At 54.5% G+C, this 23,676-nt stretch carries 23 protein-coding genes; 13 read left to right on the top strand and 10 right to left on the bottom strand.

Going from position 1 to position 23,676, the window contains the following annotated elements; translation table 11 throughout:
* Nucleotides 1-167 precede the first annotated feature (167 nt).
* Entirely contained in the window at nt 168-641 is a 474-nt protein-coding gene (locus tag PSE_RS26540; protein ID WP_041769262.1) for a RidA family protein, read from the top strand.
* Nucleotides 642-683: 42 nt separating this feature from the next.
* Here PSE_RS26540 and PSE_RS26535 read toward each other — a convergent pair whose 3' ends face one another.
* The 3 genes from PSE_RS26535 to PSE_RS26525 are packed head-to-tail and all read right to left on the bottom strand — an operon-like array spanning nt 684 to nt 4,253.
* Entirely contained in the window at nt 684-2,237 is a 1,554-nt protein-coding gene (locus tag PSE_RS26535; protein WP_041769261.1) for an MFS transporter, read from the bottom strand.
* 23 nt (nt 2,238-2,260) lie between these two features.
* Nucleotides 2,261-3,160 carry an alpha/beta fold hydrolase gene (locus PSE_RS26530; RefSeq protein ID WP_041769260.1) on the bottom strand — a complete coding sequence of 300 codons (900 nt, stop codon included), beginning with the start codon at nt 3,158-3,160 and terminating at the stop codon, nt 2,261-2,263.
* Entirely contained in the window at nt 3,153-4,253 is a 1,101-nt protein-coding gene (locus tag PSE_RS26525) for a patatin-like phospholipase family protein (protein WP_014290483.1), read from the bottom strand. Before PSE_RS26525 ends, PSE_RS26530 begins: the two co-directional genes overlap by 8 nt.
* Before the next feature lie 200 nt (nt 4,254-4,453).
* On the opposite strand from PSE_RS26525, the gene PSE_RS27810 reads away from it, so the two are divergent.
* From PSE_RS27810 to PSE_RS26515, 3 genes are all read left to right on the top strand, one after another.
* On the top strand, nt 4,454-4,576 hold the full coding sequence (locus tag PSE_RS27810) for a hypothetical protein (RefSeq protein ID WP_014290481.1): 123 nt from the start codon (nt 4,454-4,456) through the stop codon (nt 4,574-4,576).
* A 4-nt stretch (nt 4,577-4,580) separates the two neighbouring features.
* Complete coding sequence (locus PSE_RS26520; protein ID WP_014290480.1) at nt 4,581-5,090, top strand: hypothetical protein; 510 nt, start codon at nt 4,581-4,583, stop codon at nt 5,088-5,090.
* A gap of 143 nt (nt 5,091-5,233) precedes the next feature.
* A complete protein-coding gene (locus tag PSE_RS26515) occupies nt 5,234-6,010 on the top strand; it encodes an alpha/beta hydrolase (protein WP_014290479.1) in 777 nt (258 codons plus the stop codon).
* Nucleotides 6,011-6,042: 32 nt separating this feature from the next.
* Here the strand turns inward: PSE_RS26515 and PSE_RS26510 are convergent, their stop codons facing one another.
* Both PSE_RS26510 and PSE_RS26505 read right to left on the bottom strand, forming a co-directional pair.
* Nucleotides 6,043-7,764, bottom strand: a complete 1,722-nt coding sequence (locus tag PSE_RS26510; RefSeq protein WP_014290478.1) for an amidohydrolase — start codon at nt 7,762-7,764, stop codon at nt 6,043-6,045.
* A gap of 93 nt (nt 7,765-7,857) precedes the next feature.
* On the bottom strand, nt 7,858-9,246 hold the full coding sequence (locus tag PSE_RS26505; RefSeq protein ID WP_014290477.1) for a cytochrome P450: 1,389 nt from the start codon (nt 9,244-9,246) through the stop codon (nt 7,858-7,860).
* A gap of 356 nt (nt 9,247-9,602) precedes the next feature.
* Here PSE_RS26505 and PSE_RS26500 point away from each other — a divergent pair, with 356 nt between their 5' ends.
* From PSE_RS26500 to PSE_RS26480, 5 genes are all read left to right on the top strand, one after another.
* Nucleotides 9,603-10,028, top strand: coding sequence for a nuclear transport factor 2 family protein (locus PSE_RS26500; RefSeq protein ID WP_014290476.1), 426 nt, complete (start codon nt 9,603-9,605; stop codon nt 10,026-10,028).
* Nucleotides 10,029-10,274: 246 nt separating this feature from the next.
* Entirely contained in the window at nt 10,275-11,123 is an 849-nt protein-coding gene (gene cyoA / locus PSE_RS26495) for a ubiquinol oxidase subunit II (protein ID WP_014290475.1), read from the top strand.
* Nucleotides 11,117-13,114, top strand: coding sequence for a cytochrome o ubiquinol oxidase subunit I (cyoB, locus tag PSE_RS26490; RefSeq protein ID WP_014290474.1), 1,998 nt, complete (start codon nt 11,117-11,119; stop codon nt 13,112-13,114). Before cyoA ends, cyoB begins: the two co-directional genes overlap by 7 nt.
* Nucleotides 13,111-13,719, top strand: coding sequence for a cytochrome o ubiquinol oxidase subunit III (gene cyoC / locus PSE_RS26485; protein WP_014290473.1), 609 nt, complete (start codon nt 13,111-13,113; stop codon nt 13,717-13,719). Before cyoB ends, cyoC begins: the two co-directional genes overlap by 4 nt.
* A gap of 9 nt (nt 13,720-13,728) precedes the next feature.
* Complete coding sequence (locus tag PSE_RS26480) at nt 13,729-14,028, top strand: cytochrome o ubiquinol/quinol oxidase subunit IV (protein ID WP_041769259.1); 300 nt, start codon at nt 13,729-13,731, stop codon at nt 14,026-14,028.
* Here the strand turns inward: PSE_RS26480 and PSE_RS26475 are convergent.
* Complete coding sequence (locus PSE_RS26475) at nt 13,997-15,058, bottom strand: glycosyltransferase family 1 protein (RefSeq protein WP_014290472.1); 1,062 nt, start codon at nt 15,056-15,058, stop codon at nt 13,997-13,999. The genes PSE_RS26480 and PSE_RS26475 overlap by 32 nt on opposite strands.
* Before the next feature lie 18 nt (nt 15,059-15,076).
* Entirely contained in the window at nt 15,077-16,222 is a 1,146-nt protein-coding gene (locus PSE_RS26470) for an NAD-dependent epimerase/dehydratase family protein (protein ID WP_014290471.1), read from the bottom strand.
* 588 nt (nt 16,223-16,810) lie between these two features.
* Here PSE_RS26470 and dctP point away from each other — a divergent pair.
* The 4 genes from dctP (at nt 16,811) to PSE_RS26450 (ending at nt 20,626) form a co-directional block, all read left to right on the top strand.
* Nucleotides 16,811-17,800 carry a TRAP transporter substrate-binding protein DctP gene (gene dctP, locus PSE_RS26465; RefSeq protein WP_041769258.1) on the top strand — a complete coding sequence of 330 codons (990 nt, stop codon included), beginning with the start codon at nt 16,811-16,813 and terminating at the stop codon, nt 17,798-17,800.
* A 166-nt stretch (nt 17,801-17,966) separates the two neighbouring features.
* The gene (locus tag PSE_RS26460) at nt 17,967-18,473 is read left to right on the top strand and encodes a TRAP transporter small permease (RefSeq protein ID WP_014290468.1); all 507 of its coding nucleotides are present in this window, start codon (nt 17,967-17,969) and stop codon (nt 18,471-18,473) included.
* Nucleotides 18,474-18,482: 9 nt separating this feature from the next.
* Nucleotides 18,483-19,754, top strand: coding sequence for a TRAP transporter large permease (locus tag PSE_RS26455; protein WP_014290467.1), 1,272 nt, complete (start codon nt 18,483-18,485; stop codon nt 19,752-19,754).
* 17 nt (nt 19,755-19,771) lie between these two features.
* Entirely contained in the window at nt 19,772-20,626 is an 855-nt protein-coding gene (locus tag PSE_RS26450) for an oxaloacetate decarboxylase (protein ID WP_014290466.1), read from the top strand.
* Nucleotides 20,627-21,262: 636 nt separating this feature from the next.
* Here the strand turns inward: PSE_RS26450 and map are convergent.
* The 3 genes from map to PSE_RS26430 all read right to left on the bottom strand — a co-directional run bounded on the left by map (nt 21,263) and on the right by PSE_RS26430 (nt 23,577).
* Entirely contained in the window at nt 21,263-22,042 is a 780-nt protein-coding gene (map, locus tag PSE_RS26440; protein ID WP_014290465.1) for a type I methionyl aminopeptidase, read from the bottom strand.
* The gene (locus PSE_RS26435; protein ID WP_008551251.1) at nt 22,039-22,245 is read right to left on the bottom strand and encodes a ParD-like family protein; all 207 of its coding nucleotides are present in this window, start codon (nt 22,243-22,245) and stop codon (nt 22,039-22,041) included. The genes map and PSE_RS26435 overlap by 4 nt, the downstream gene beginning before the upstream one ends.
* Nucleotides 22,246-22,326: 81 nt before the next feature.
* Nucleotides 22,327-23,577, bottom strand: a complete 1,251-nt coding sequence (locus PSE_RS26430) for an NAD(P)-binding domain-containing protein (protein ID WP_014290464.1) — start codon at nt 23,575-23,577, stop codon at nt 22,327-22,329.
* Nucleotides 23,578-23,676: the final 99 nt, after the last annotated feature.

Below are 23,676 nucleotides of genomic sequence, written 5' to 3'. Positions count from 1 at the left end.
GAAAATGGCACCAATGCGTCAGGTTGCAATTCTCCGGTTCACTCGCGTCTCCATCCCTGCAAAAAGCGAGGATTTGCTGTTGACCTCAACTTAGCTTCAGGCCTTACAAGCCCTGTTGTGAAACCGAAACCTCGCATGTTTCGGTGAAAGAACAGAATGAGTTCACTATGAAAAGACTTGCCACTTTATCCATTGGAACCCTGATGATTGCTGCTGCCGGTATGGCACAGGCGGAAGGCCTGGAGCGCATCAACCCGCCGACCATTGTTGACACCAGCCCATGGGGCTTTTCGCAGGTTGTAGTTGCGCCTTCATCGGCAAAGACGGTTTACATCTCCGGTCAGTTCAGCGGCGATAAAGAGGGCAACGTGCTGGGCAAAACCGTGGGCAAACAAGCTGAACTTGCCTTTGACAATCTGCGCAAAGCCATCGAGGCGTCCGGCGGACAGCCTGAACACGTGGTGAAAATTCAGGTGCTTGTGGCTGGCCACGGAGAAGACAAGCTCCATGCAATCGGTGAGCAGATCTCCAAGCTGTTTGGCGAGCACTTGCCTGCCAGCACGCTCATTCCGGTCGACCGTCTGGCGCTGGACGGCATGCTGTTTGAGATTGATGCCACACTCGCGATCCCGCAGAGCTGACGGCGTCCTGCTCCTGCCAAGTCCACTGGCAGGAGCTTTCCTTTAATCATTGGCAGAGTTCATCGGCGGCGGACCTTCAGGGGCTTGAGGCCTTTGCCGTGGGGTGTGGCCTTTGAAAGCCCACAGCGACATGACAGCGGCGCCAAACAAAACAACGGCACTGAAGATATAGGCATCCGCCAGAGCCCGGCTGCTGATGGCCTTCAGGATGTAAAGAGACTGCGGCCAGCGTTCGTGCAGCAAGGCGGCGGCGGCGGGTTGATCACCCATGAACTTGTAAAGCAACAGCTGCAAAAGCTCGCGATCTTCATCGTTGGGTTCCATCAGTTCCGCAGCGGCGGAGATCATGGTTTTCTCCCGCCAGTTGATCAGTGCGCCCACGCAAGCAATGCCAAACACCCCGCCCACCTGCCTGCAGGTTTGCAGCAGGGCCGTCGCGCGGGCACGGGCCAGCAAGGAAACGTGGGAGAGCGCTTCCGTTGAAACGGTACTGATCAGAAAACCGAGCCCTGCCCCCATCAGGATCATGCCGGGGAATAGCAGCCACAGGTTATTGAAGTGGATGACCAGCGCCTGTGTTGCAAAGCCGATGCCCATGGCCAGACTGCCGCAAACCGCCAGATTGCGAAATTTGATATTGCCCACTAGTCGCCCGCCAAACTGCGCGCAGATGATAATCGTCAGCACCACGGGCAACATGGAGAGACCGGCTTCAAGCGGCGTCAGGCTGAGCACGTTTTGCAGGAACACCGCGCCAAACACCACCTGCGCCAACAGGGCAAACGGAATGCAGAACAACAGCAGGCAGCACCCCAGATAGACCTTGTTCTCGAACAGCGAAAATTGAATGAACGGATGGGCCACGCGGTGCCTGCGGACAAACAGAAGAGAACAGGCAAGGACGACAAACCCAGCTGAGACCACCCCCTCGCCCAGTGACAGGCGATAGTCTCCAAACAGTTGGACGGCCACGGTGAAAACCAGCAGGGCCATGACGAACAGGATCGCGCCCTGAAAATCAAAGCTACCCGTGTCCTTGTTGGTTTTGCTCTTGCCAATGGCAAAGGCCATGATGAGCACAGCCAGCCCAATGGGCACGTTGAGCAGGAAGACAACGCGCCAGGAGAAGAACTCCACCAGAAGTCCCCCCACCAAAGGCCCGCAGGCCAGGAAGAACAGACCAGCCCCCACATAATGGGCCAGTGCCTTGCCACGTTCATCCGCAGGATAGGCTGAGAACACCAGCGCAGTGGCGGCGGGCTGCATCAGCGCCGCACCTGCCCCCTGAAACACACGGGCAGTAATGAAGAACTCACCAGTTGGGGCATAGGCGCAGGCCAGAGAGGCAGCGGTGAACAACGCCACACCCATGCGCAGGGAGGTGAAATAGCCAAACTTGTCGCCCAGCCAACCACCGCACATCAGCATGGAAGCCAGCGCGATCAGGTAGGCGTTGACCGCCCATTGCAGGTGAACGGGGCCAAACGCGTATGTGCGTTGGAGCGAGGGCAGGATAACGCCCAGCACCGTCTGGTCGATCATGACCAGAGCAAGTGCCCCGATCATATTCAACAGAACCAGATGTTTGCGGGCCATGCTCGCCTCCACTCTCGTACGGCTCAGGCACGGTTTTCAAATTGCCCCATGAACCCTTCAAGGGCTTCAAGGCATTTTGGTTCATCCAGAATTGGACAGTGACCACGATCAGGAATGTCCACGGCCTGCATGCGCGGTGCCATGGTTTTCATGGAGCGGATCGTTTCAGCAGATGTGACGTCAGAAAGCTCCCCACGAATGGAAAGGATCGGCAAATCCAGTTCTGCCGCCCGCTCATGGGCCTTCCAGAGATCACGGTAGGCCTCTTTGTTCTCAATGAGCGCGACACCCAGATTATCGTCATAGCGGTGGTGCCACTTGCCGTCTTTCAGGCCAAACATGGAAAGCGCCATACGCTCCCATTTGTCATCGGGCAGGTTCACAAACTGATTGCCCACATGCTCTTTTACCGTTTCAACCACAGCGCTGAGTTCGTCCTCATCCTCCAGTTGTCCGGCGTAGCCAAAAATGCGGGACATGCCGGCAAATTCGATGGTGGCGCCCAGATCATTCAGGATAGTGCCCGCCAGCATGTCCGGGTGGTCTTCCACCATCAGCATGGCCAGCAGCGCGCCAAGGGAAGAGCCAAGCAGAACAACGGGTTGCTCACCGGTGAACGTCCAGAACTCATAGATGTCGCGAATATAAACGGTGGTGTTGTAGTTGCTGTAGTCGGGATCATAATCCGACAGATCCCGCCCGCGCAGGTTCAGCGCGTAGATTTTGTAGGTCTTGCTCAGCTGTGCGGCCATGGGGTCCAGATCGCGGGCACAGCGGGTCAGGCCCGGCAGAGCGATGATGGCTGGCTTTTGTGAGGTGCCGTTGCCGTAGACGCGATAGTTCAGCTTGATGCCGTCAGAGGTTTCAAACCACATGTTCTCATAGGCGCCACTGTCGTACTTGCGCTCATCAATTTCACTCATGAGCACCTCTTTTTTTTTTCTTCGAGCCCGGCGTGTGGTGCGAATGAGTACATTCCGTCATGTAACCTTCGTGCTTTTCATTGAGAATGGCCTCAATCCGGTCAGCGTTTTGGATCAGCGCGTCATCGGCGGCCAGATAGCCGGTCTTGATGCGCTCGTTGATGCTTTTGGGTTCAAAATCCACCACTCCGGTCAGCGCATTGTGTTCTGCATTGACGGTGATGATGTGAGAGAGCGCGCGCATTTTCATGAGGGACTGGTAGTGCTCGCAGTCCCGGATGGGCGAGTCTTCCGGCACCAGTTTGTCCAGATCATAAAGCATGTGGGAGTAATGCTGGGCGGACTTGTCACCATCCAGCATGAGCCAGAATTTGTCCTCAAACACCAGCTCCGTCATGCGGTAGACGGCTTCTTCCACGGTGGTTGGAATGATGCCTTCCGGGCAGAACAGTTCGATCAGGAAAATCGGCATATGGGAGATCTGATGATCATCCAGAATGCGCAGCAACGAGCGGATGGGCGTGTTGTCGTAAAGCCCGCCATCCCAGTAGTAACTGCCGTTGAGCTGAATGGGCGGGAACCCCGGCGGCAGGCTGCCACTGGCCATGATGTGCTTGGAAGTGATGTAGTGATCCCGGTTGGAAAACCGCTCTATCTGCCCCGTCGCCACATTGGTTGCCGTGATCACCAGTCGTGGCGCCTCCGGGCTGTTGAGACGTTCAAAGTCGATGAACTTCTCCATGGTCTCCAGCGCGGGCGTGATGTCGTAGATGCTGGGACGCTTCTCGGCCATGAAAGAGGGGGCATGCAGCTTGAAAAAACGCGGGTGACCCATGCTGGCCCGCAGCAGTTTCTGGCTGGAATGCCAGACAAAGCCCGGTGCATGGCTGAGGTGTTCCCAGAGAGCGTGCAGGGTTTCGATCGGGTCTCCGAACTTGGGGGCAGCGATGACAGCAGCGTTGAGGGCACCAATGGAGGTTCCGGTGATGATCTCCGGCACATATCCCGCCTGATAGATGCGGGTCAGGGCACCAACCTCATAAGCTCCAAGAGCTCCACCGCCTTGCATGACAAGGCCAATTCCTTGTGTCATCTACCGTCCTTCCGACAGGGTTTCCTGCATTCCCCCCGGCGCACCCCAGCTGGCAGAGAAAGAGCGCTTTCTCACCCAAACCAGAGAACAGACGTGATGATGAGCGGCCCGATAAAGCCCACCTCACGGATGAAGCTTAGGCGCGAACCTCCAAAGAAAGCATAAAGCTTGCCCAAAAATCATGCGGTTTTGAGAAGGCGGTGGCGAGGCGTCTTCGTGGCCTCTCCGGTGAAAACCAGAAGGCAATTGCAACCACCCAGACACAAGCCTCTCCTGACACTATGGCTCCTTACGAAATCTGCTTTTATGTAATGAAGTCATAACTCAATGAAAAACAAATACTTGCATAGCCTCAAACAGAAGCTGAAGAACCTGCGGAACCTAGCCGTACTCGCTCTGCTTGGGCTCACACTCGCAGCCTGCCAAACGACCATTACGGCGAAAGACATTGAAGAGGCCCAGGTAAAGGTCTCAAAGGTGACCGTGACGGGTGATTGGAAGTTTGAGGGGCTGAACAATGTTCTGGGCGTTGACTACGATAAAGACGTAATCGTTAAGGTCACAAAGAAGGCCCTGCAGACCAAGTTGAAAGAGCTGCATGGTCCGAGACGGGTCAACGTTGACGTCAAAATTCAGAGCTTCTTCATTTCCAACATGGGGTATGACATCCTCTTCGGGACTGGTGCATCCTCCATGTCGGGCATGGTGACGGTTACTGATGCGCGGACAAAAGAAGTCATTGTCAAAGACGCAAGGATCGGCACAGCAGTCGCAAACCACGAAGTGTTTGCTGAACAGGTTGTGGCGAAGGTTTTACGGGCGACAAAGAAGCGCTGACGACTTGATCTGGCAGCCGTTGCTCTCTGCAGCGGCATGATGCTGTTAAATTGCGAGTTCCGGGCTTACACTTCGTTGAGCCTGAGCTGATAGAGCGATGAGGGTGGGGCTCTACCTGGAGCCCCGTTCTTTAGGAGCTTCGGATGTCTAACAGCTCTCTGCCTCCAGTCCTGCTTTTAACCGGTACCAACGCAGCGGCGTGGGCGATGGAGAATGTGCGGGCGTCCCTTGAGGCTGCCGGATATGCCTGCCACAGCCTCACTTACCGATATCATGACCTGCCACCCGGACCGGAACGGGATGCTAAGCTCACCGGGTTAAGCATCGCTGATTATGTGCAGGATGCCCGGCAAGCCATAGACGAGATTGGGGAGCCTCCGGTTGTTGTCGGCCACTCGATCGGTGGGTTGATTGCGCAGCTTCTGGCAGCTGAGGATGCCATCAAAGCAGGCGTTCTTCTCAACAGCAGCATTGTGAACGGCACTCTGCCGACCACGGAGGAAGAACGAGACCTCGGGAAGCTTTTGATTTCAGCAGGCGCCTTCTGGGAAAAGGCAGTGGAACAGGATTTTGAGCTGCTGGCGAGGTATGGGTTCAACACGCTGTCACCCCAGATGCAACGTGACATCCATGCACGTCTTGGCTCCGAGTCCGGTCGGGTGCTGTTTGAGTTTTTCTTCTGGATGTATGACGTTCACCAGACCACGTTTGTGGACCCAGACAAGGTCACGTGCCCCCTGCTCTTTGTTTCAGGAACCGAGGACAAGGCCGTGCCACCAAGCACCGCACGGTTGATGGCTGAGCGCTATGAGACCTCGGAGTTCCTCGAGGTCGACGGAGCTTGCCACTACATACAGTTTGACGAGCAATGGCCGGAGACCGCCGCGAAGATGCTCGACTGGCTGAGCCGAAACCTCTGAGGTCTGCGCGCCCCCCTAAACCAATCTGCCTCCTAAGTGCTGGTTGGTTCCGTCTCATCCCCCATCAGCATTTTCCAGACAGCCTTGATGGCCAGTTCCGGGTCAAACCAGCTGACGAAACGGGTGTCCACGGGTTGGCCGTTGCGGATGGTGAGGGTTGGGCGGATCAGGCGCAGGCCTTCCGGGCGCATCACCTGCGGATTGCCGTTGAGCAGGGTGAAGTCCGCCTTCATGCCCACCGCGATCATGCCGAGCGTGTCTTCCTGCCCCAGCTGGCGGGCGGCATCGACGGTCATCGCCTGCAGTGCTTCTTCCAGCGTCACCGCATGATCAGCACCAACAACCGTGTTTCCGCTTTGGGATGTACGGGACATGGCAGTTTCAACCGTGCCCATGGGGTTCATGGGAGTGGCGGGATGATCTCCATGGAAGGTGACCACTGCCCCGGCATCCTTGGCATCGCGCACGGGCATATAGCGGTTCATGCGGTTGTTGCCGAACAGGTCTTCCAGCTGGTCGCCATAAAAGGTGATGTGATCCACGAAGAAGCCCAGGGAAACGCCCAGATCTGTTGCCCATTGGATCTGCTCGCGGGTGATCAGCGCGTTGTGCTCCAGCCGATGCTGGATGTCGTCGCGCGGATCTTCAGCCTGAATGGTGGCAATGGCCATCAAAGCCTGATCAATGGCGCGCTCGCCCTGTACATGCATGGCCACCTGCCCGCTCTTCTTGTGCACTTCCCGCAGTTTCTCCACCAGATCCGCATCGCTCATGTTGAGCTCGCCGTGATGGCCTGAGGAGAGGCCAAGCCGCTCCAACACCAGCTCAGAGGTTTCATAGGGGTGATAGGTGGCCGCTGCTCCGGTGAACGGAGAGCCATCCAGCCAGAACTTGGCGCCCAAAATGGTGAAGCGATCATCGCCGCCAAAGCGCCAGTTGGGCAGTTGATCTTCCGTCAGATAAAGATAGGTCCGTACTGGCGGGTTATCCTCCAGCCCAATGCGCTGCAACAGGCCCACAGGATTGGGGTGACGTCCCACGGCGCCCGTCACGCCGATGCTGGTGTAACCCGCCTTGGCATAGTCCGTATACTTCTTGCGCACCAGCAGTTCCACGGCCTCATCGGATGGGGCCGGAATTGCGGAGACGACGCGGTTGATCTCTTCCAGCTCGCGCAGCATCGGTCCGCGGCTCGGGTCAACGCCCGCTTCTTTCAGGGCCGCTGAATTGGCGTAGGCCTCGTGCATCATCTGGGTCAGAACCAGCATGGGCTTGTCGGGAGAGATGGCGTCCAGTTCTGCTAAAGTTGGCGGGGAAAGGTCTTTGATCGCGATCGGATCCCAACCATAGGCCAGCACCCATGGGGTTAGGCTGTACTCATCCGCCGATTCCTCAAGGGCCTTCATGATCTGCGAACGGCTGTCGTATTTGAAGGCGCTGATATCGGTGGCAGCGCCCAGCAAAGCGGCGGCTATCGGGTGGGTATGCGGTTCAATCAGGCCGGGGATCAGCGTGCCTTTGAGGCGGATGAGTTTGGCTTTGTCCTGATTTTCCAGCTGGCGCACGTCACCTAACGCCATGATTTCGTTGCCATCAACCAAAATGGCTTGCACCTGCGGGCGCTCCGGGTCCATGGTCAGAATACGGTCGGCGGTGATGATGTACTTTGTTGGATATTCTGGCGGCAGGGAGTACCAATAGTAGCCAGCAGCGGCGCCTACAATGACAATGACCAGCCCAGCAATCCAACGCATACCAACCTCCTCCTTCTTACCCTTACGGAATGATGCATATAATTGGCAGGGACGCCACCCGATAGTTTCGGGCTTTTCGCAGGTTTTGCTTCCCTAATGGGTCATATGACTGCGCTTGATGAGCTTGCATCGGATCTCAGACTGAGACCGCAGCGCAATTCCCGTTTCCGGAAAAACCTCCTCCGGCTTTTCTGCCTTGAAGTTGTAATGGCGCGTCACCCCAGCCAGCACAGAGGTGGCCTCAACCGTCGAGAAGCTAGCTCCTGCACACACCCGCGGCCCAATGCCAAACGGCATGTACGCCCCGGTCATCGGGTCATCATCGCGCTCAAACCGGTCCGGATCAAAGTGGTCGGGATGGTGCCAGTAAGACCGGTGCCGGTGAACGATCCAGGGTGAAATGATGATCAACGCCCCTCGCGGGATTTTGTGACCGCCAATGGTCGTCTCTTCCACCGCCATGCGGGAGAGGAATGCGATGGGCGGATAGAGCCGCGTGGTTTCGCGGAAAATGTTGCGGGTGAACCTCAGCTTGGACAGGTGCTTGTACTCAAGCATTTCCCCGTTTGTGATGCTATCCGTCTCCCGCCTGATACGCTCAGAATAGTCTGGCCGCTGGGAGAGGATGAAGAATGCCCAGTTGAGTACGGCAGACGTTGTCTCGTGCCCGGCAAGGAAGAACGTGGCGATATGGTCCACCAGCTGTTCCTTGCTGAAGGGCAGACCGGTTTGCGGATGGCGGGCATCCAGTAGCCGCTGGCACATGTCATCATGCTGGCCGAACCGATCAGCGGTATGTTCATCTACCAAGTCTGTCAGAAGCAGCCGGATTTCATCGCGTAGGATCTCTGCTTCTTTCGGCATGGGCCGGTTTGGCCCTTCACCGGTTCCCCGCAGGATCATCTTGCGCGCCCATGTTGTGGTAATCGCCTGATACTGCATGGCCTGCGTAAACACCTTGCGGGCGCGCATGCTGTCGATGGGATGTGAAAAGATGGTGCGGAAAATGATGTCAGCGGTTAGACGGCTCATCTCATCGCGCAGGCTGATGGATTTTCCGAACTCAGCCGCCTTATCCAGATAGGCCAGAAACTCGTTGCAGGCGTCCTGAATATGCTTGAAGGCACTGCGCACACCCACATGAGAAAACACGGGCGCAATCATCTCACGCTGTTCTTCCCATTTCGGGCCGCTGGCAATGATCGTGCTCTCCCCGATCACCGGTTTGAGCGTATCCACCATCACATCCGATTTTGGAAACGACAGCCGCTTTTCAACCAGCACCTCGTTCACCAGATCCGGTGCGTTGACCAGGAAGCAAGGACGGCGGGTGAAATAGACCCGCTCCATCGGACTGTTGAAGAACTCCTCGGGGATAAGATTTAAAACATTGCGCGCCCAGAAAACGCGAAACAGTCGCAGACCTCGGAGCGGTTTGCAGGGCGTTGGTGCCGGAGGCCGATAAAGGATTGGTTCAGGCATGTATGCTGCTTCTTTCGCGGTACATATCTATCGCGTGGCAGCCTTGTCCGTTCATTTTCTGCTCTGGGTCATGAAAAACAAAAAACGCCAGAAAACGCAAAAAACGCATAAACCTTTCAAAGTCCACGCAAGCAATCTTTCCTGTTATTTTTCTAACACTTAGCTCTCTAATGCCGAGCTAAGGAAACAACGCAAAAATCCTGGTTACTCTTCATAAATCCTCAAGCAAGCCCGCACTTATTCCCGCCCCTCCGGCTAGGTTGACCAATACGTCAATATGGGTTTGACTGGTGTTGCTCTGCCTGACTGGCGCTTGCGCTGGGAGAATAAAGGCAGCAGCTGGGGAGGATAAACGGATGTCGACGAACTACTCTGAAAACCTGCAGAAGTGGCTGGATATGCTGGAGGGCGGCAAGGATCTGGCAAAACTGTCTGCCATGATCGCTAAGGACTGCGTGTTTTACAGCCCGGTGGTGCACACGCCGCAACGGGGACAGCAGCTCACCGTCATGTATCTTTATGGCGCAGCTCAGGTGCTTGGCGTCAACACAAGCTTCAAATATGTGCGCATTCTGGATTGTGGCGACAATGCTGTGCTGGAGTTTGAGACAGAAGTCGACGGCATCTTCATCAACGGTGTCGATATGATCCATTGGAATGAAGAGGGACTGATTGATGATTTTAAGGTCATGCTGCGCCCCCTTAAAGCGGTGACCATGGTGCAGGCGAAAATGGCAGAAATGCTGGAAGCCCTTAAAGCATCTGCAAAGACTGCTGGATAAATTGAAAGATGCAGGGGAGTAATTGATAACCATCTCTGTGCTCCCCTCATAGAATTGTTTCCTGAAATCTCATGGGTCTCAGGCCGTGAGGCCGTGACCTTAAATATTCTGTAATCCCCCACCCCTTGAAATATTCCCGTTAGGTCACCAATCCTGCGCGGGAATACGATGAAACATTTCATTTCAAAACCTTGTCTAAGGGGAATAACTCTGCTGGGCCTCCTGCTTGTGTTGGCGGGATGTGGCTTGCAGACCTCTCCAGTCGCCGACCCCAAAGGCCCCATCGCCATCATTGAGCGGGATCTGCTTTACACCGCCTTCTTCATAATGCTGATTGTGGTTATTCCCGTTTACTTCATGGTGTTCTGGTTCATCTGGCGCTACCGCGCAAAAGGTGGGACGGGTGAATACAAGCCGGAATGGCACAAATCCACCATTATTGAAGTGTTTGTCTGGTCCATTCCCGCCGCTATCATCATCACGCTTGGCTATCTGGTCTGGACTTATTCCTACAAGCTTGACCCCTATAAGAAGATCGCAACGCCAGAAAACACCATCAATGTGCAGGTGGTGGCGCAGGACTGGAAGTGGCTCTTCATCTACCCGGACCTTGGCATTGCCTCTGTCAATGAACTCTCCTTCCCCGTTGATAAAGCCGTCAGCATGAAGCTGACCTCTGACACAGTCATGAACTCCCTGCTCATTCCCGCATTAGGGGGACAAATCTATGCCATGGCGGGGATGACCAGCGAGCTGAACCTGAAAGCCAACGAGACCGGACGCTTCCGTGGCCGCAACACACAGTACAGCGGTGATGGCTTTGCCATGCAGTTCTTCGACGCTGTGGCGATGACAGAAGAAGAGTTTCAGGACTGGGTTGCCAACGCCAAAGCGCAGTCCAAACCACTCTCCACGGTGACATACGATCAGCTTGCTCAGCCCAGTATTGCCCACGGGGTGGAGTACTTCTCATGGGTCAAACCGGGCTTGTTTGAAGAGATCCTGAAAAAGTATGCCCGCCGGCCCGAGACCACCTTGCGCAGACATGCGCCAGCGACGACCCAGCCAGCTTGTGAGGGGGATACACCATGCTAGGAAGATTAGGATTTGACTCCCTCCCCTTCTACAGCGCCATCGCTTTTGGCGGCGCTTCCATCACTGTTCTGGGCGGACTGGTCGTCTTTCTGCTGGTCACATATTTCGGTAAGTGGCGGTATTTCTGGGAAGAATGGCTGACGAGCCTGGACCATAAGCGCATCGGCATCATGTACATCGCCCTTGCCATGGTGATGCTGGTACGCGGGTTTGTGGATGCGCTGATGATGCGCTCGCAGCAGGCCATGGCGTTGAATAACGATGGCTACCTTGCGCCCGAGCACTTCGATCAGGTGTTCAGCTCTCACGGCACGATCATGATCTTCTTCATGGCCATGCCGTTCCTGACAGGCCTGATCAACATCGTCGTGCCGCAGCAGATTGGCGCGCGCGATGTGGCCTTCCCGTTCATGAACTCCATCAGCTTATGGCTCACCGCAGCCGGGGCCGCGCTGGTGATGGTCTCACTGGTGATCGGCAAATTCTCAACGGCGGGCTGGACCGGTTATCCTCCCTACTCCGGCGCAGAATACAGCCCCGGTGTTGGCGTGGATTACTGGATCTGGGCGCTGCTGGTCAGTGGGGTTGGCAGCACGATGACGGGGATTAATTTTGTCGTCACGATCATAAAGTGCCGTGCCCCCAAAATGCGCCTGATGCAGATGCCGCTGTTCACCTGGACCACTTTATGCACCAGCCTCCTCATGGCTTTCGCATTTCCGGCGCTGACAGTCGTTGCAGCTATGCTCGGTCTGGACCGTATTTTAGGGTTCCATTTCTTCACCAATGATTCAGGTGGCAACATGATGAACTATGCCAACCTGATCTGGATCTGGGGCCACCCGGAAGTTTACATCCTCATTCTACCCGCCTTCGGCGTCTTCTCAGAGGTTGTGGCAACCTTCTCGCAGAAAAGGCTTTTTGGTTACAAGTCGCTGGTCTACGCCACGGCGGTTATCACCGTTCTGTCCTTCTCCGTCTGGCTGCATCACTTCTTCACCATGGGCTCCAGCCCCAACGTGAATGCGGTGTTCGGCATCGTGACCATGATCATCGCCGTGCCGACGGGCGTAAAGATATTCGACTGGGTGTTCACCATGTACAAGGGGCGGATCATCTTCCACCCCGCCATGTTATTCACCATCGGCTTTCTGGTGACCTTCGTGCTCGGCGGCGTCTCCGGCGTCCTCCTCGCAATCCCCCCCGCCGACTTTTTGATGCACAACTCCACCTTCCTCGTCGCCCACTTCCACAACGTGCTGATCCCTGGCGCGGTGTTTGGATACTTCGCTGGCTTCCAGTATTGGTTCCCAAAAGCAACCGGTTTCAAACTGGATGAAAAGTGGGGCGCGCGGTCGTTCTGGTTCTGGATTATCGGCTTCTACCTTGCCTTCATGCCGCTCTATGCCCTTGGTTTTATGGGTATGTCCCGCCGCATGGAGCGTTACGACGTGGCAGAATGGCAGCCGTTCCTGATCGTGGCGGCCATTGGTGCGCTGAGCGTTCTGATCGGTATCGTTTGTCAGGGTATGCAGCTTTACGTCAGCATTCGTGATCGTGAGAAAAACCGCGATATCACCGGTGATCCGTACAATGGCCGGACGCTGGAATGGCAAACTGCATCGCCACCAGCGGAGTATAACTTTGCCAAGATCCCCGACATTCAGGACATTGATGCCTTCTGGGACATGAAGCAACGCGGCGTAGCTTATGCCCCTGCCAAGGACTACGAGGATATCCACTTACCCCGCAACACCGGCATTGGGGTGTTCCTCGGTGGACTAGGGTTCCTCATTGGATTTGCGGTCACTTGGTACATCTGGTGGCTTGTAGCTCTTGGTTTCCTTGGTGTGCTGGCGTGTTTGATAACTCGCAGCTCGCAAGACCACACTTATCAGATCATCCCTGCAGCCGAAATCGAGGCCTATGAAAAGGCCCGCATCAAGGCATTGGAGGAAAAGAAACCAGCACCGGGGGATTTCTGGTCATGAACACATACAGCCCTAAAACCACCGGCTCTCCCGGCCCGACGGAAGAAACCTTAGACATCAGAGATTTGGGCTTCTGGCTTTACCTGATGACAGACGCGATCATCTTCTCGCTTCTGTTCGCAACCTACGTGGTCATGTTTCAAAACACCGCCACGGGGCCTTTGCCCATTGAGGTGTTTGATATCAAGCACGTCTTTGGCGAAACCATGTTCCTGCTCTTTTCCAGCGTAACGTTTGGCTTCGCCTCACTGGCCTCCGTCAGGGAGCATAAAAGTCAGGCCGTGTTCTGGCTGATTGTCACTATCGTGCTTGGCTTAGGCTTTATCTCGCTGGAAGTGATTGAATTTGTTGGCATGATCCAATCTGGCGCCGGACCGCAGACCAGTGGCTTCCTCACCGCGTTCTTCACATTGGTGGGGACACATGGGGCGCACGTCAGCCTCGGTATGATCGGAATCTTGGTGATGATCTTCCAGATCCTCATCAAAGGCCTGACCTCTCCGGTTAAATCCCGTCTCCACCGCCTCGGCATGTTCTGGCACTTCCTGGACATCGTCTGGATCGGCATTTTCTCAATCGTCTACATGCCCGGCTGGCTTATTTAGGAGAGACAGATGCACCCGCAATCTCACAGTGCAAAGAGGCTGATCACCGGGTTTATCCTCGCCCTGGCGCTCACCCTGATCCCCTTCGCCGTCGTCTGGACCATGGTCTTTCCAGTTGAGCTGACCTTCGGCATCATCGCTTTGTGCGCATTGGTGCAGGTGGGCGTGCACCTGCACTATTTCCTCGGCATTGATAGCAGAACCCCCATCGAGAATGTGCTGGCCATGAGCTTTGCCGGTGTTCTCATCTTCCTGATGGTTGGCGGTACGCTCTGGATTATGTTTGATCTTTACGAGCGGATGATGTGAGGACATCCTTGGTCTCGTGAGGCTGCTTTTCGGAGAAGCTCACGAGGTTTGCCAGAAAATCCTGTACGGACCGTTCCCACGAGAAGGTTTTCGCGTGAGCAATACAGTCCTCTGATTTCATTGGCAAAGCCCGCTTGATGGCAATAGCCAGATCCTCATCGGTCGCGCCGACTGGAGCATCGCCAATAATGTCTTTCGGTCCCGTTACCGGATAAGCTGCCACGGGGATACCACAGGCCATCGCTTCCAGATTGACGAGCCCGAACGTGTCCGTTTTAGACGGAAACACCATCACATCAGCCCCGCAATAGGCCTCAATCAGGTCATCTCCCGTCTTCGCACCCGTAAACACCGCATCTGGATACCTCTTGGAAAGAGAAGCCAGATCAGGCCCGTCCCCCACCAGAACTTTGGTGCCTGGAAGATTGAGATCTAGAAAGGCTTCCAGATTTTTCTCAGGTGCTATCCGCCCCACATAGAGCATCACGGGTTTGGGATAGTTAGCAAACACCTGAGACGGAATAGGTCGGAAGTTCTTCAGCTCCACACCTCGTTGCCAACGCACCACTCGCCTGATGCCGATAGTCCTGGCCGCCTCCACCATAGTTTGCGTGGTGACCATGGTCTGGGTAGCCTGATTATGGAATCTTATCAGCCACTTATAAAACCATGCGGTGGGCAGACCTGTGCGCATGGAGGCATACTCGGGGAACTTGGAGAGCCATGAACTGGTGAACTTATGCCCGTTACGCCTGCAATACCTGCGTGCAGCCCACCCCAGCGGCCCTTCGGTCATCACATGCAATGCATCTGGCTTCAGCTCCCGCAGCATCTTGGAGAGCTTGTAATAGGGAAACAGCGCAAGCTTGATATCGGGATAGGTCGGCAATGGCATCTGGTGGAACTGGTCGGGCGTGATCAGGATAACCTCATGCCCCAAAGCCGTTAATTCCCGGCGTGTAATGCCCAGTACGCGGACAACGCCGTTGATTTGCGGATGCCAGGCATCGGAGACGATAACGATCTTCATCAACCAATCCCTGCTGAATTACCAGAGGGACAGGCAGGGGATCTTGGTGGTGTCACAGCGATCAGAATATTTTCGCGCAATCTCAGTCACTTCGTCCAGCAACCGGTCGCTGAGCGTGATTGGTTTTAATCCCATTTCCAGAACCTGATGATTGGCAACCATCAGGTCGTTTTCAGCAGCTTCCTTACGGGGATTATCCAGATACGCGATCTCCACATCGGTCATTTGAGCGACCATCTCGGCCAGATCTTTTACCCGGTGCACCTCTGTCATCTGGTTGAGGATTTTAACCCGCTCTCCCCGCTTAGGTGGATTTGCGACTGCTAGCTGAACACAGCGCACGGTATCCTGAATATGGATAAATGCCCGCTTCTGCCCGCCTGTTCCATGCACCGTCAGCGGATATCCAATTGCGCCTTGCATGAGGAACCGGTTGAGGACAGTGCCATAGTCGCCATCGTAATCGAACCGGTTGATCAGCCGCTCATCCAGGGAAGTCTGTTCAGTCTGTGTGCCCCAGACAATTCCCTGATGCAGGTCTGTAATCCGCAATCCGTAGTTCTTGGTATAGAACTGGAAGAACAGCTGATCCTGTGATTTGGTCATGTGATAGATGGAGCCCGGGCTTGTGGGATAAAGGATCTCCTGCTCCCGTAGATCCCCGTTCACATCCAGATGAACGCGTAAGTACCCCTCCGGAATCTCACAGCCCACGGTGCTATATCCATACACCCCCATGGTGCCCAGATGTACCAGATGCGGGTCTAGTTCCGCCTCCACAATGGCGGACAGCACATCGTTGGTGGCGTTGAGATTGTTGGAGACCGTATAGCGCCGATGCCATGAGGATTTCATGGAGTATGGCGCAGCTCGTTGTTCTGCAAAGTGGATGATGGCATCTGGTTTTTCCGTTCTCAGCAGCTGCAGAAACCGGTCATAATCTACGCCGAGCGTAATGTTGGCAAAGCGGATTGATTTGCCCGTGAGCTCCTCCCAAGTAGCGAGACGCTCACTGATCGGTTGGATCGGGGTGAGCGAGGTGACCTCAAGCTCAACGTCAATTTTGCGGTGGGACAGGTTGTCGACGATGATGACATCATGGCCAAGGCTGGAGAACAAAAGACTCGTGGGCCAGCCGCAAAAACCGTCGCCGCCCAGTACCATAACTTTACCCACGAAATCGCCCTTCCCGCCGACTCACCCAGTTCAAAGTGAGGTAGCATCCTATTGGTACAGACTGATGAACCCATGGCATTGCTGTTCAGGAACCCCTGATCCGGCAAAACAGGCCCTGCATGATTAGCCCCAACTCTTTCAGGTGGTCACAATGCGCAGTCCAAACACAGGCTAGATAAGCACGTGCGCCGGAAGGCTTCATCTCCATAAAATCAAGGGCAAAAGGCTACTGAGAGGCTGATAGATGAGAGCCTCAATCAATGTACCGCGCGCGGAATGTTCATAACTCCGGCTAATTTTGTTTCATTTCACCGAAATATTTCGTCTTGCCTGCAACGTGATTTTCACGTCTGTCACCAAGATTCAGTTCTCGCGAAATTTCCAGAGAGACGTAACGGTCCGCTACGTCTTTTCTAAAGGCGCGGATCACATGCAGAGCCGATGCAAAGTTGCGTTATGGAAGAGATCTAGACAATATAATTACATTTTCTCAGCAATAACGGCCTGTACTTCTTCAAAAAACACTCTCTAATATACCTCATATTTCAGTGAATTTGTTTTGGGAGAGGGACACCAATGAGAGTAAAACTGATTTCAATGCTGGGCGCTGCTGCGCTTTCTTTAACCAGCGTCACTGCAATGGCTGCTGAAACAATTCGCGTTACTTTGCAGCTGCCTGAGACCCACAGTCTGGGCAAAAACTGGAACGCCTTTAAGAAAATCATTGAAGAGAAATCCAATGGCGAACTGAGCCTTCAGCTCTTCCCGTCTGCTCAGCTGTTTAAGGATAAGGAAGTGCCGGAAGCTGTCGGTTCTGGTGCGATTGAAGCTGGTTCAGCATTCCTTGGCCGCTTCGCCGGGTCTGTTCCAGCCGTTGAGATCGTGAACCTGCCGTTCTTCTTCCGCGATGAAGCACACCTTCGCGCTGCTGCTGCCAACGGATCTCCAATGCGTGAGATTCTCGATAAAGCGGTTCTGGAAGAAACCGGTGCCCGCGTCCTGTGGTGGCAGGCTTATGGCCGTAACATCTATCTGAACAATGGCGATCCGATCAGAACACCGGAAGACATCAAAGGTCAGAAAGTTCGCACCTACGGTAAAGTTCTTGGCTGGACTGTGGAAGCTCTGGGCGGTGCCCCAACACTGATGTCCGGTTCCAAGCAGTTCCTTGCTTACCAGCAGGGCGCTGTTGATGTGGGCATGACCGGCACCTCCGGCGTGACCAGCCGCAAGCTTTATGAAGTGATGGAGAACATGACGCTCTCCTATGACTTTGCCATCGAGTTTGTTGCGGTGATCAACAACGACTTCTTTGAGAGCCTTTCTGAAGAGAACCAGAAGATCATTCTGGACGCTGCCGCCGTTGTCGAAAAACAGCTGCGTGAAGAGGTGTACTCTGGCGAAGATGCTCTGGTTGAAAGCGTTGCTGATAAGATCAACGTGATCCGCCTGAGCGATGAAGAGCGCGCCAAATGGGTAGAAGCAACCGCTTCTGTTCAGGACCGCTTTGTTGAAGCCGCTGGCCCTGTTGCACAGCAGGCAATTGACGCTGCCAAGGGCATGTAAGGCTCTCCTGCCTTTATCATCTTAAATCTGGAGAGGGAGCCGTTTGGCTCCTTTTCTGCCCATCCAATCTGTTGGATCCCCTTTTATTTGAGGGAGACGACTGCACACAGAGATCGCTTCAGCCCGTGCAGTTCAGCTCTCCGGCAAATCCGTTTGGTGCTCAGCCGTGATTAAGCTCATAGATTACATCTCCGAATTCACCGGCAAATTTGCTGCCTGGGTGTTTTTCGCAATTGGTTTTTTCATCTGTTACGAAGTCGTTGCGCGATATGTCTTCAACAGCCCGACCGTTTGGGTGGATGAAGTCTCCCGTATCGGTCAGATCTGGGGAGCTTATCTGGCAGGTGCCTTTGCCCTCAAACACCGCGAGATGATCGTGATTGATGTGGCCTTCCGTAGCCCGGATACGCTGGTGCGTAAGGTGGTTGAGACCTTCTCTATTCTGGTGATCCTGATCTTTTGCATCACGGCTGTCTGGTACGGCTATGGCCTCTGGTACAAGTCTCTGCTGCGCGGCCACACCACGGACACTTACCTCGCTCTGCCCAAGTGGTTCACCCACGCCTCGGTCTGGGTTGGCTTTGCCTTGCTCGGCCTGCAAGCCATGGCAGAAGCGGTAAAGATCTGGCGCGATGGCGTGCCAGCTGATGACACACTGGAACACGAGATTTAGGGGCGAAAGATGACTGCATTTCTCATTCTTGCAGCCCTGCTGCTGCTTTTGGTTTTCCGCGTTCCTGTCGCATTCGCGCTTGGCTCGCTCGGAGTATTCCTGCTCTGGTATTTCCCGCTGCCACTTAACGCCGTGCCGCAGCGCCTTTACGGCTCCATGGATAGTTTCGAGCTGCTGGCCGTACCCATGTTCCTACTCATGTCCAACGTGCTGCTGAAAGGCGGTGTGGGCAAAGATCTGTTTGCAGCCGTGCAAAGCTGGGTCGGGCATTGGCCGGGTGGTCTTGGCGTTGCGACGATCCTGTCCTGCGGCTTGTTTTCCGCTGTTTCCGGCTCTTCCGTTGCCACCGCAGCGACCATCGCAACTGTTGCGATCCCTGAGATGACCTCTCGCGGTTATGAACGCCCGTTTGTGCTGGGTATGCTGGCCGCTGGCGGTACGCTGGGTATCCTCATTCCGCCGTCTATTCCGTTGATCCTCTACGGTATCGTGACTGAAACTTCGATCCCGCAACTGTTCCTTGCAGGCATCGGGCCGGGCCTGTTCCTTGCCAGTGTCTTCATCGTCTACGGTATGCTCTACTCCCGCTTTAACAGCAATTATGAGCGGGTGGAAAAAGCGAGCTGGGAGGAACGCAGACGGGCAACTTTCATGGCACTGCCAACCCTGTTGCTTGCCGCGTCCATCATCGGTTCCATCTACATGGGCATCGCAACACCTTCTGAAAGCGCAGGCATTGGCTTTGTTATGGCGCTCATCATCACGTTCGCCATGGGGCGGATGAACTTGGAGAAGATGAAGGAAGCCACCTACAAGTCCATGAAGACCACCACCATGGTGTTCCTCATCATTGCGGGAGCAAAGGTCTTCTCCTACGCCATCACGCTCTACCGCCTGCCGCAGGATATCTCCACACTGCTCACCTCCAACATTTCTGAACCGGGCATGTTCATTCTGGCGGTTGGTCTGGTGCTGCTGATTGTAGGGTTCTTCCTGGAATCCCTCAGCATGTTGCTGATTATGGTGCCTGTGTTGTTCCCAGCGCTGGAAGGTATGTTCATCGATCCGATCTGGTTCGGCATCTTCTTTGTGGTGCTGATTGAGACTGCGCTGATCACGCCGCCGGTGGGAATGAACCTCTTTATCATTCAGGCCGTTGGGGGCGCAAAACTGTCAGAGGTTGCCAAAGGCGCATGGCCGTTTGCGCTGATGATGCTGGCAACAGCGGCCTTGCTTTACTTTTGGCAAGGGCTTGCCCTGTATATCCCGTACAACACCTAGGACTAGGGAGCTCAACCATGTCAAAAGCTCAGGTACTCAAGGCTCTGTTTGAGAGCGGCGAACTGAATGTAACCCCTTGCTGCTGGAATGCTCTTTCCGCCCGCTTGATCGAGCAGGCAGGCTTTCCTCTTGCTTTCATGAGCGGCTTTGGTGTTTCTGCCTCCCGCCTTGGGCAGCCCGATGCTGGCCTCATCTCCTACGCAGAGATGGTTGATCAGGCCCGCAACATTGCCTCTGCAACCAGTATTCCAGTGATTGGAGATGGGGATACAGGTTACGGCAACGCGCTTAACGTCAAACGCACGGTCAAAGGTTATGCCAGTGCGGGCATGGCCTGTGTGATGATTGAAGATCAGGTTGCGCCCAAACGCTGCGGTCACACAAAGGGCAAGCACGTGGTAGAGCGGGACGAGGCATTCATGCGCATTCGGGCTGCGGTTGATGCAAAGAACGAAGGCGCTGATATCCTTATCCTTGCGCGCACGGATGCACGGGCTGAACATGGTCTGGATGAAGCCATTGCACGCGCCCAAACCTTCCGCGAGATTGGCGCGGACATGACCTTCGTGGAAGCACCGCGGACCGTTGAAGAAATGAAGCGCTACTGCGTTGAGGTAAAAGGCCCCAAAATGGCAAACATGCTGGAAGGCGGACTAACCCCCTTCCTTCAACCGGCAGAACTACAAGAGCTGGGCTACGCCATCTCCACCTACCCCTTCACCGGCCTCATGGCCATGATCAAAGCTCAGCAGGATGCTCTGGCCCAAATGAAGCAAGGCATCTTCCCAGACCCAGCCATGAGCTTCGAAGACCTACAAAAAGCCGTTGGCTTTGACGCTTATTACGAAGCTGAGGAGCGGTATCGGCACTGACCTGAAATGAATAATGGCTTATGCCTTCGCTTAATTAAAAGTAGTGAAAGGTACAACGACAGGATAAAGCTCACTGATGTTTTTTGGCTTCTTCGATCCGTATTGTTACTGCCTCAATTATCGCTTCAAAGTCTTGCCTGCTCCTACACATACTCCTCTCAATATTATAGCTTTTTGTTAGAAAGAAACGGTCCCATAATTGGGTATAATGACTTACTAGCGGTAGCGAAGTGCGACTATTCATCACTTTGCAGCGATCAGTTTCCGAAAATGAGAGCGTTTTTATTTCCCTCTTCCATATTCCTTGTGGCGCAGAGATTGCATCTGATGTGATGATGACTTCATAGGTTTCATGGAGTGCCAGATAAGCACGTTTCAGAAGAGCTGTTATAGCTGTTAATAAAATTAGTGAGACGACTAGAGCCCATGTTGATCCCACACGCCATAGCCAAATCGCGGTGCTAAAAAAAATAGCGAAGTGTATGATAATGTATAAAAAATTGTCTTTGTAGGTAAAACGGAGTGTTTGAAATGTATTGTCAGTGTTTATGTGCATCTATGTGCCTTTAATACTAAGAGATAACTCATATTGTTATTCTTGCATATTGCCTTTGATTTGTTAGCAAATGCAATAGCCTACCCCGGTACCTTCTCCCCGTCCCGCAATGTCAGCACTTCGAACCCGTCGGCTGTGACCAGCACGGTGTGTTCCCATTGGGCAGAGAGTTGGCGATCGAGGGTTTCTACGGTCCAGCCGTCTTCTTTGGTCACGGTGAGTTCGGTACCTGCGTTGACCATTGGCTCAATTGTGAAGGTCATACCTTCCTTCAACAGGGTTCCGGTGCCGCGTTTGCCGAAGTGCATGACGGACGGGCCTTCGTGCATGTCGCGGCCAATGCCGTGGCCGCAGTAGTCACGTACCACGGAGTAACCTGCGTTTTCTGCGGTCTGCTGAATGGCCGCGCCCACATCCCCAAGTCTTGCGCCGGGACGTACTTCTTTGATGCCAGCCCACATGGCTTTGTAGGTGGTTTTGACCAGCTTCTGTGTTTTACGAGAGGCGCCGGGCATCACGAAGGTACTGCTGGAATCTGCGATGAAGCCATCCTTTTCCAGCGTGATATCAACATTGATGATGTCTGAGGCTTTCAGCTTGCGGTTCTTGTCCGGGATGCCGTGGCAGACCACTTCGTTGATGGAAGAGTTGAGCGCGAACTTGTAGCCGTATTGGCCTTTGCTGGCCGGGCGGGCTTGCAGCTCGTTGACGATGTAGTCTTCAACGCGATCGTTGATCTCCAGCGTGGAAACGCCGGGTTTCACAACATCTTCCAGCATCTTGAAGACCTGAGCCAGCAGCTTGCCGGATTGGCGCATCAGGGCAATTTCATCGGCGTTTTTGATGATGATCGCACTCATGTCTCAATCACCTCAGGTGGGGCGAGTTTGCAGGCTTTCAATTGCTGTTGCACCAGCTCGGAGTAGGTCAGGGTTGGGTTCAGCTCGGCGAGCATGCCCATTTTGATCCAGAACTCCGCCTGTGCGTTGATGGAGCGAGACATGACGGTGCTCGCTTTTCTGATTTCCTCGTGCAGATCATCAGAGATTTTGACAATGCCCATGGAAAGGCTCCTTATACGTTTAATATACATATCGTATATGAATCGCATAAAGGCAAGAGGAGATTTTCGGAGAGGTGCGTTTTACTCTTTCAGGTCATACGTGAAAGGATACTGGCGGTAGTCTTGCTGGTAGTGGCGCTTATGGTCGTTCAGCGTGTTCAAAAAGCCCTTCCAGTCCAGATGAGGCTCGCCGGTCATATCACTCAGACGCGCAAAGCACTCGAACACGCTGTTGTGGTATTCCTCCAGATTGGCAGGGTCTTTTTGCAGCACGCAGCCGCCATTGGCGACTTCCGCTTTAATCTCCTCAATCGGAGGCAGCTCCAACTCCCCACTCAGGATTTTGGCGCAGTAGACGCTCTGCAATTGGATGCTGGCAAAGTGCACCGTAAAGCGTGGCAGGCCGAGAAAAATGAGCGTTGGGTCGGATGGATAGAACATGTTGAGATAAAGCGGGCCGATGGAGCAACCGCTCAGCTCAATGTCGTTCAGGGAGCCCTTCAGAAACGGGAAGTCGTAGATGTAACCGGTGCAAAGGATAATCGCATCAACGTCATAAAGCACCTCGCCGTTTTGCAGGTAGATGTTCTTGCCTTCCACGCGTGCGGGCCGGTCATGCTGGCTGATGTTGAGGCTCTGCCCATAAAGACCATCGCGCACATAGCACTTGTGTCCGTTGGGAGGAAACGTGCCGCAGATGTAAACCTGCTCGGCGTGCGGGCTCAGGTCCAAGGAAATGTCTTCGGAGGATACGCAGGCGCCGATCAAGGCAACACGCTTGCCCTCATAAAGGTTCGGCAGGCGGTAAGACTGGGAGTGGGTGACGGAGCCTTCAAAACTCTCTAGTCCATCAATCTTAGCGATGTTCGGATAACTGTCCTTGCCCGTCGCTACGATCACATGGGTGAAGATCCGCTGGGTGCCTTCCGTTGTCACACGCCAGCCATCGCCGGCTTTTTCAACGTGTTGCACCGGTGTGTTGAACTCAATGAGGTTTGAGATGCCAGCGGCTCTGGCGGTGGCGTCGATATAGTCCAGCACTTGAACACGGCCTGGAAACAGCTCCAGCTCTTCCGGCAGTTTATAGTCGCTGATCTGCATGGCGCGTTTGGGCAGGTTGGCGCGCAGTTTGGGGTACATGGCGGAATAAACGCTCTGGCTATGCGGATCGCGAACGTCTACTGGCTCGTCGGTGAGGACCTCATAGGCCCACTGTCCGCCCAGACAGTTTCGCGCTTCAAACAAAGATGGAATGATACCGCGACGCTTGAGTTCAATCGCTGCTGTGAGCCCGGTTGGGCCAGCCCCGATAATGGCGATGTTAGGAGCCATGAAACCCTCAGCCTTATTATGGTTGCGGGTACTATGGGCCTTGCGGGTTAATTGCCCGTTCTTGGGATTGTTAGGATGCGAGATGAGTGAAGTGGTTCG

Origin of the sequence: Pseudovibrio sp. FO-BEG1, from assembly GCF_000236645.1 — a bacterium.
In the GTDB taxonomy this organism is placed as follows: domain Bacteria; phylum Pseudomonadota; class Alphaproteobacteria; order Rhizobiales; family Stappiaceae; genus Pseudovibrio.
The sequence above is the reverse complement of the archived record's forward strand: the minus strand, read 5'-3'. Positions and strand labels throughout refer to the sequence as shown.

What these genes read in the sequence shown, in the direction of transcription:
- PSE_RS26540 (WP_041769262.1), top strand. Translation starts at nt 168, where the DNA reads ATGAAAAGACTTGCCACTTTATCCATTGGAACCCTGATGATTGCTGCT.
- PSE_RS26535 (WP_041769261.1), bottom strand. Translation starts at nt 2,237, where the DNA reads ATGGCCCGCAAACATCTGGTTCTGTTGAATATGATCGGGGCACTTGCT.
- PSE_RS26530 (WP_041769260.1), bottom strand. Translation starts at nt 3,160, where the DNA reads ATGAGTGAAATTGATGAGCGCAAGTACGACAGTGGCGCCTATGAGAAC.
- PSE_RS26525 (WP_014290483.1), bottom strand. Translation starts at nt 4,253, where the DNA reads ATGACACAAGGAATTGGCCTTGTCATGCAAGGCGGTGGAGCTCTTGGA.
- PSE_RS26520 (WP_014290480.1), top strand. Translation starts at nt 4,581, where the DNA reads ATGAAAAACAAATACTTGCATAGCCTCAAACAGAAGCTGAAGAACCTG.
- PSE_RS26515 (WP_014290479.1), top strand. Translation starts at nt 5,234, where the DNA reads ATGTCTAACAGCTCTCTGCCTCCAGTCCTGCTTTTAACCGGTACCAAC.
- PSE_RS26510 (WP_014290478.1), bottom strand. Translation starts at nt 7,764, where the DNA reads ATGCGTTGGATTGCTGGGCTGGTCATTGTCATTGTAGGCGCCGCTGCT.
- PSE_RS26505 (WP_014290477.1), bottom strand. Translation starts at nt 9,246, where the DNA reads ATGCCTGAACCAATCCTTTATCGGCCTCCGGCACCAACGCCCTGCAAA.
- PSE_RS26500 (WP_014290476.1), top strand. Translation starts at nt 9,603, where the DNA reads ATGTCGACGAACTACTCTGAAAACCTGCAGAAGTGGCTGGATATGCTG.
- cyoB (WP_014290474.1), top strand. Translation starts at nt 11,117, where the DNA reads ATGCTAGGAAGATTAGGATTTGACTCCCTCCCCTTCTACAGCGCCATC.
- cyoC (WP_014290473.1), top strand. Translation starts at nt 13,111, where the DNA reads ATGAACACATACAGCCCTAAAACCACCGGCTCTCCCGGCCCGACGGAA.
- PSE_RS26480 (WP_041769259.1), top strand. Translation starts at nt 13,729, where the DNA reads ATGCACCCGCAATCTCACAGTGCAAAGAGGCTGATCACCGGGTTTATC.
- PSE_RS26475 (WP_014290472.1), bottom strand. Translation starts at nt 15,058, where the DNA reads ATGAAGATCGTTATCGTCTCCGATGCCTGGCATCCGCAAATCAACGGC.
- PSE_RS26470 (WP_014290471.1), bottom strand. Translation starts at nt 16,222, where the DNA reads ATGGTACTGGGCGGCGACGGTTTTTGCGGCTGGCCCACGAGTCTTTTG.
- dctP (WP_041769258.1), top strand. Translation starts at nt 16,811, where the DNA reads ATGAGAGTAAAACTGATTTCAATGCTGGGCGCTGCTGCGCTTTCTTTA.
- PSE_RS26455 (WP_014290467.1), top strand. Translation starts at nt 18,483, where the DNA reads ATGACTGCATTTCTCATTCTTGCAGCCCTGCTGCTGCTTTTGGTTTTC.
- PSE_RS26450 (WP_014290466.1), top strand. Translation starts at nt 19,772, where the DNA reads ATGTCAAAAGCTCAGGTACTCAAGGCTCTGTTTGAGAGCGGCGAACTG.
- map (WP_014290465.1), bottom strand. Translation starts at nt 22,042, where the DNA reads ATGAGTGCGATCATCATCAAAAACGCCGATGAAATTGCCCTGATGCGC.
- PSE_RS26435 (WP_008551251.1), bottom strand. Translation starts at nt 22,245, where the DNA reads ATGGGCATTGTCAAAATCTCTGATGATCTGCACGAGGAAATCAGAAAA.
- PSE_RS26430 (WP_014290464.1), bottom strand. Translation starts at nt 23,577, where the DNA reads ATGGCTCCTAACATCGCCATTATCGGGGCTGGCCCAACCGGGCTCACA.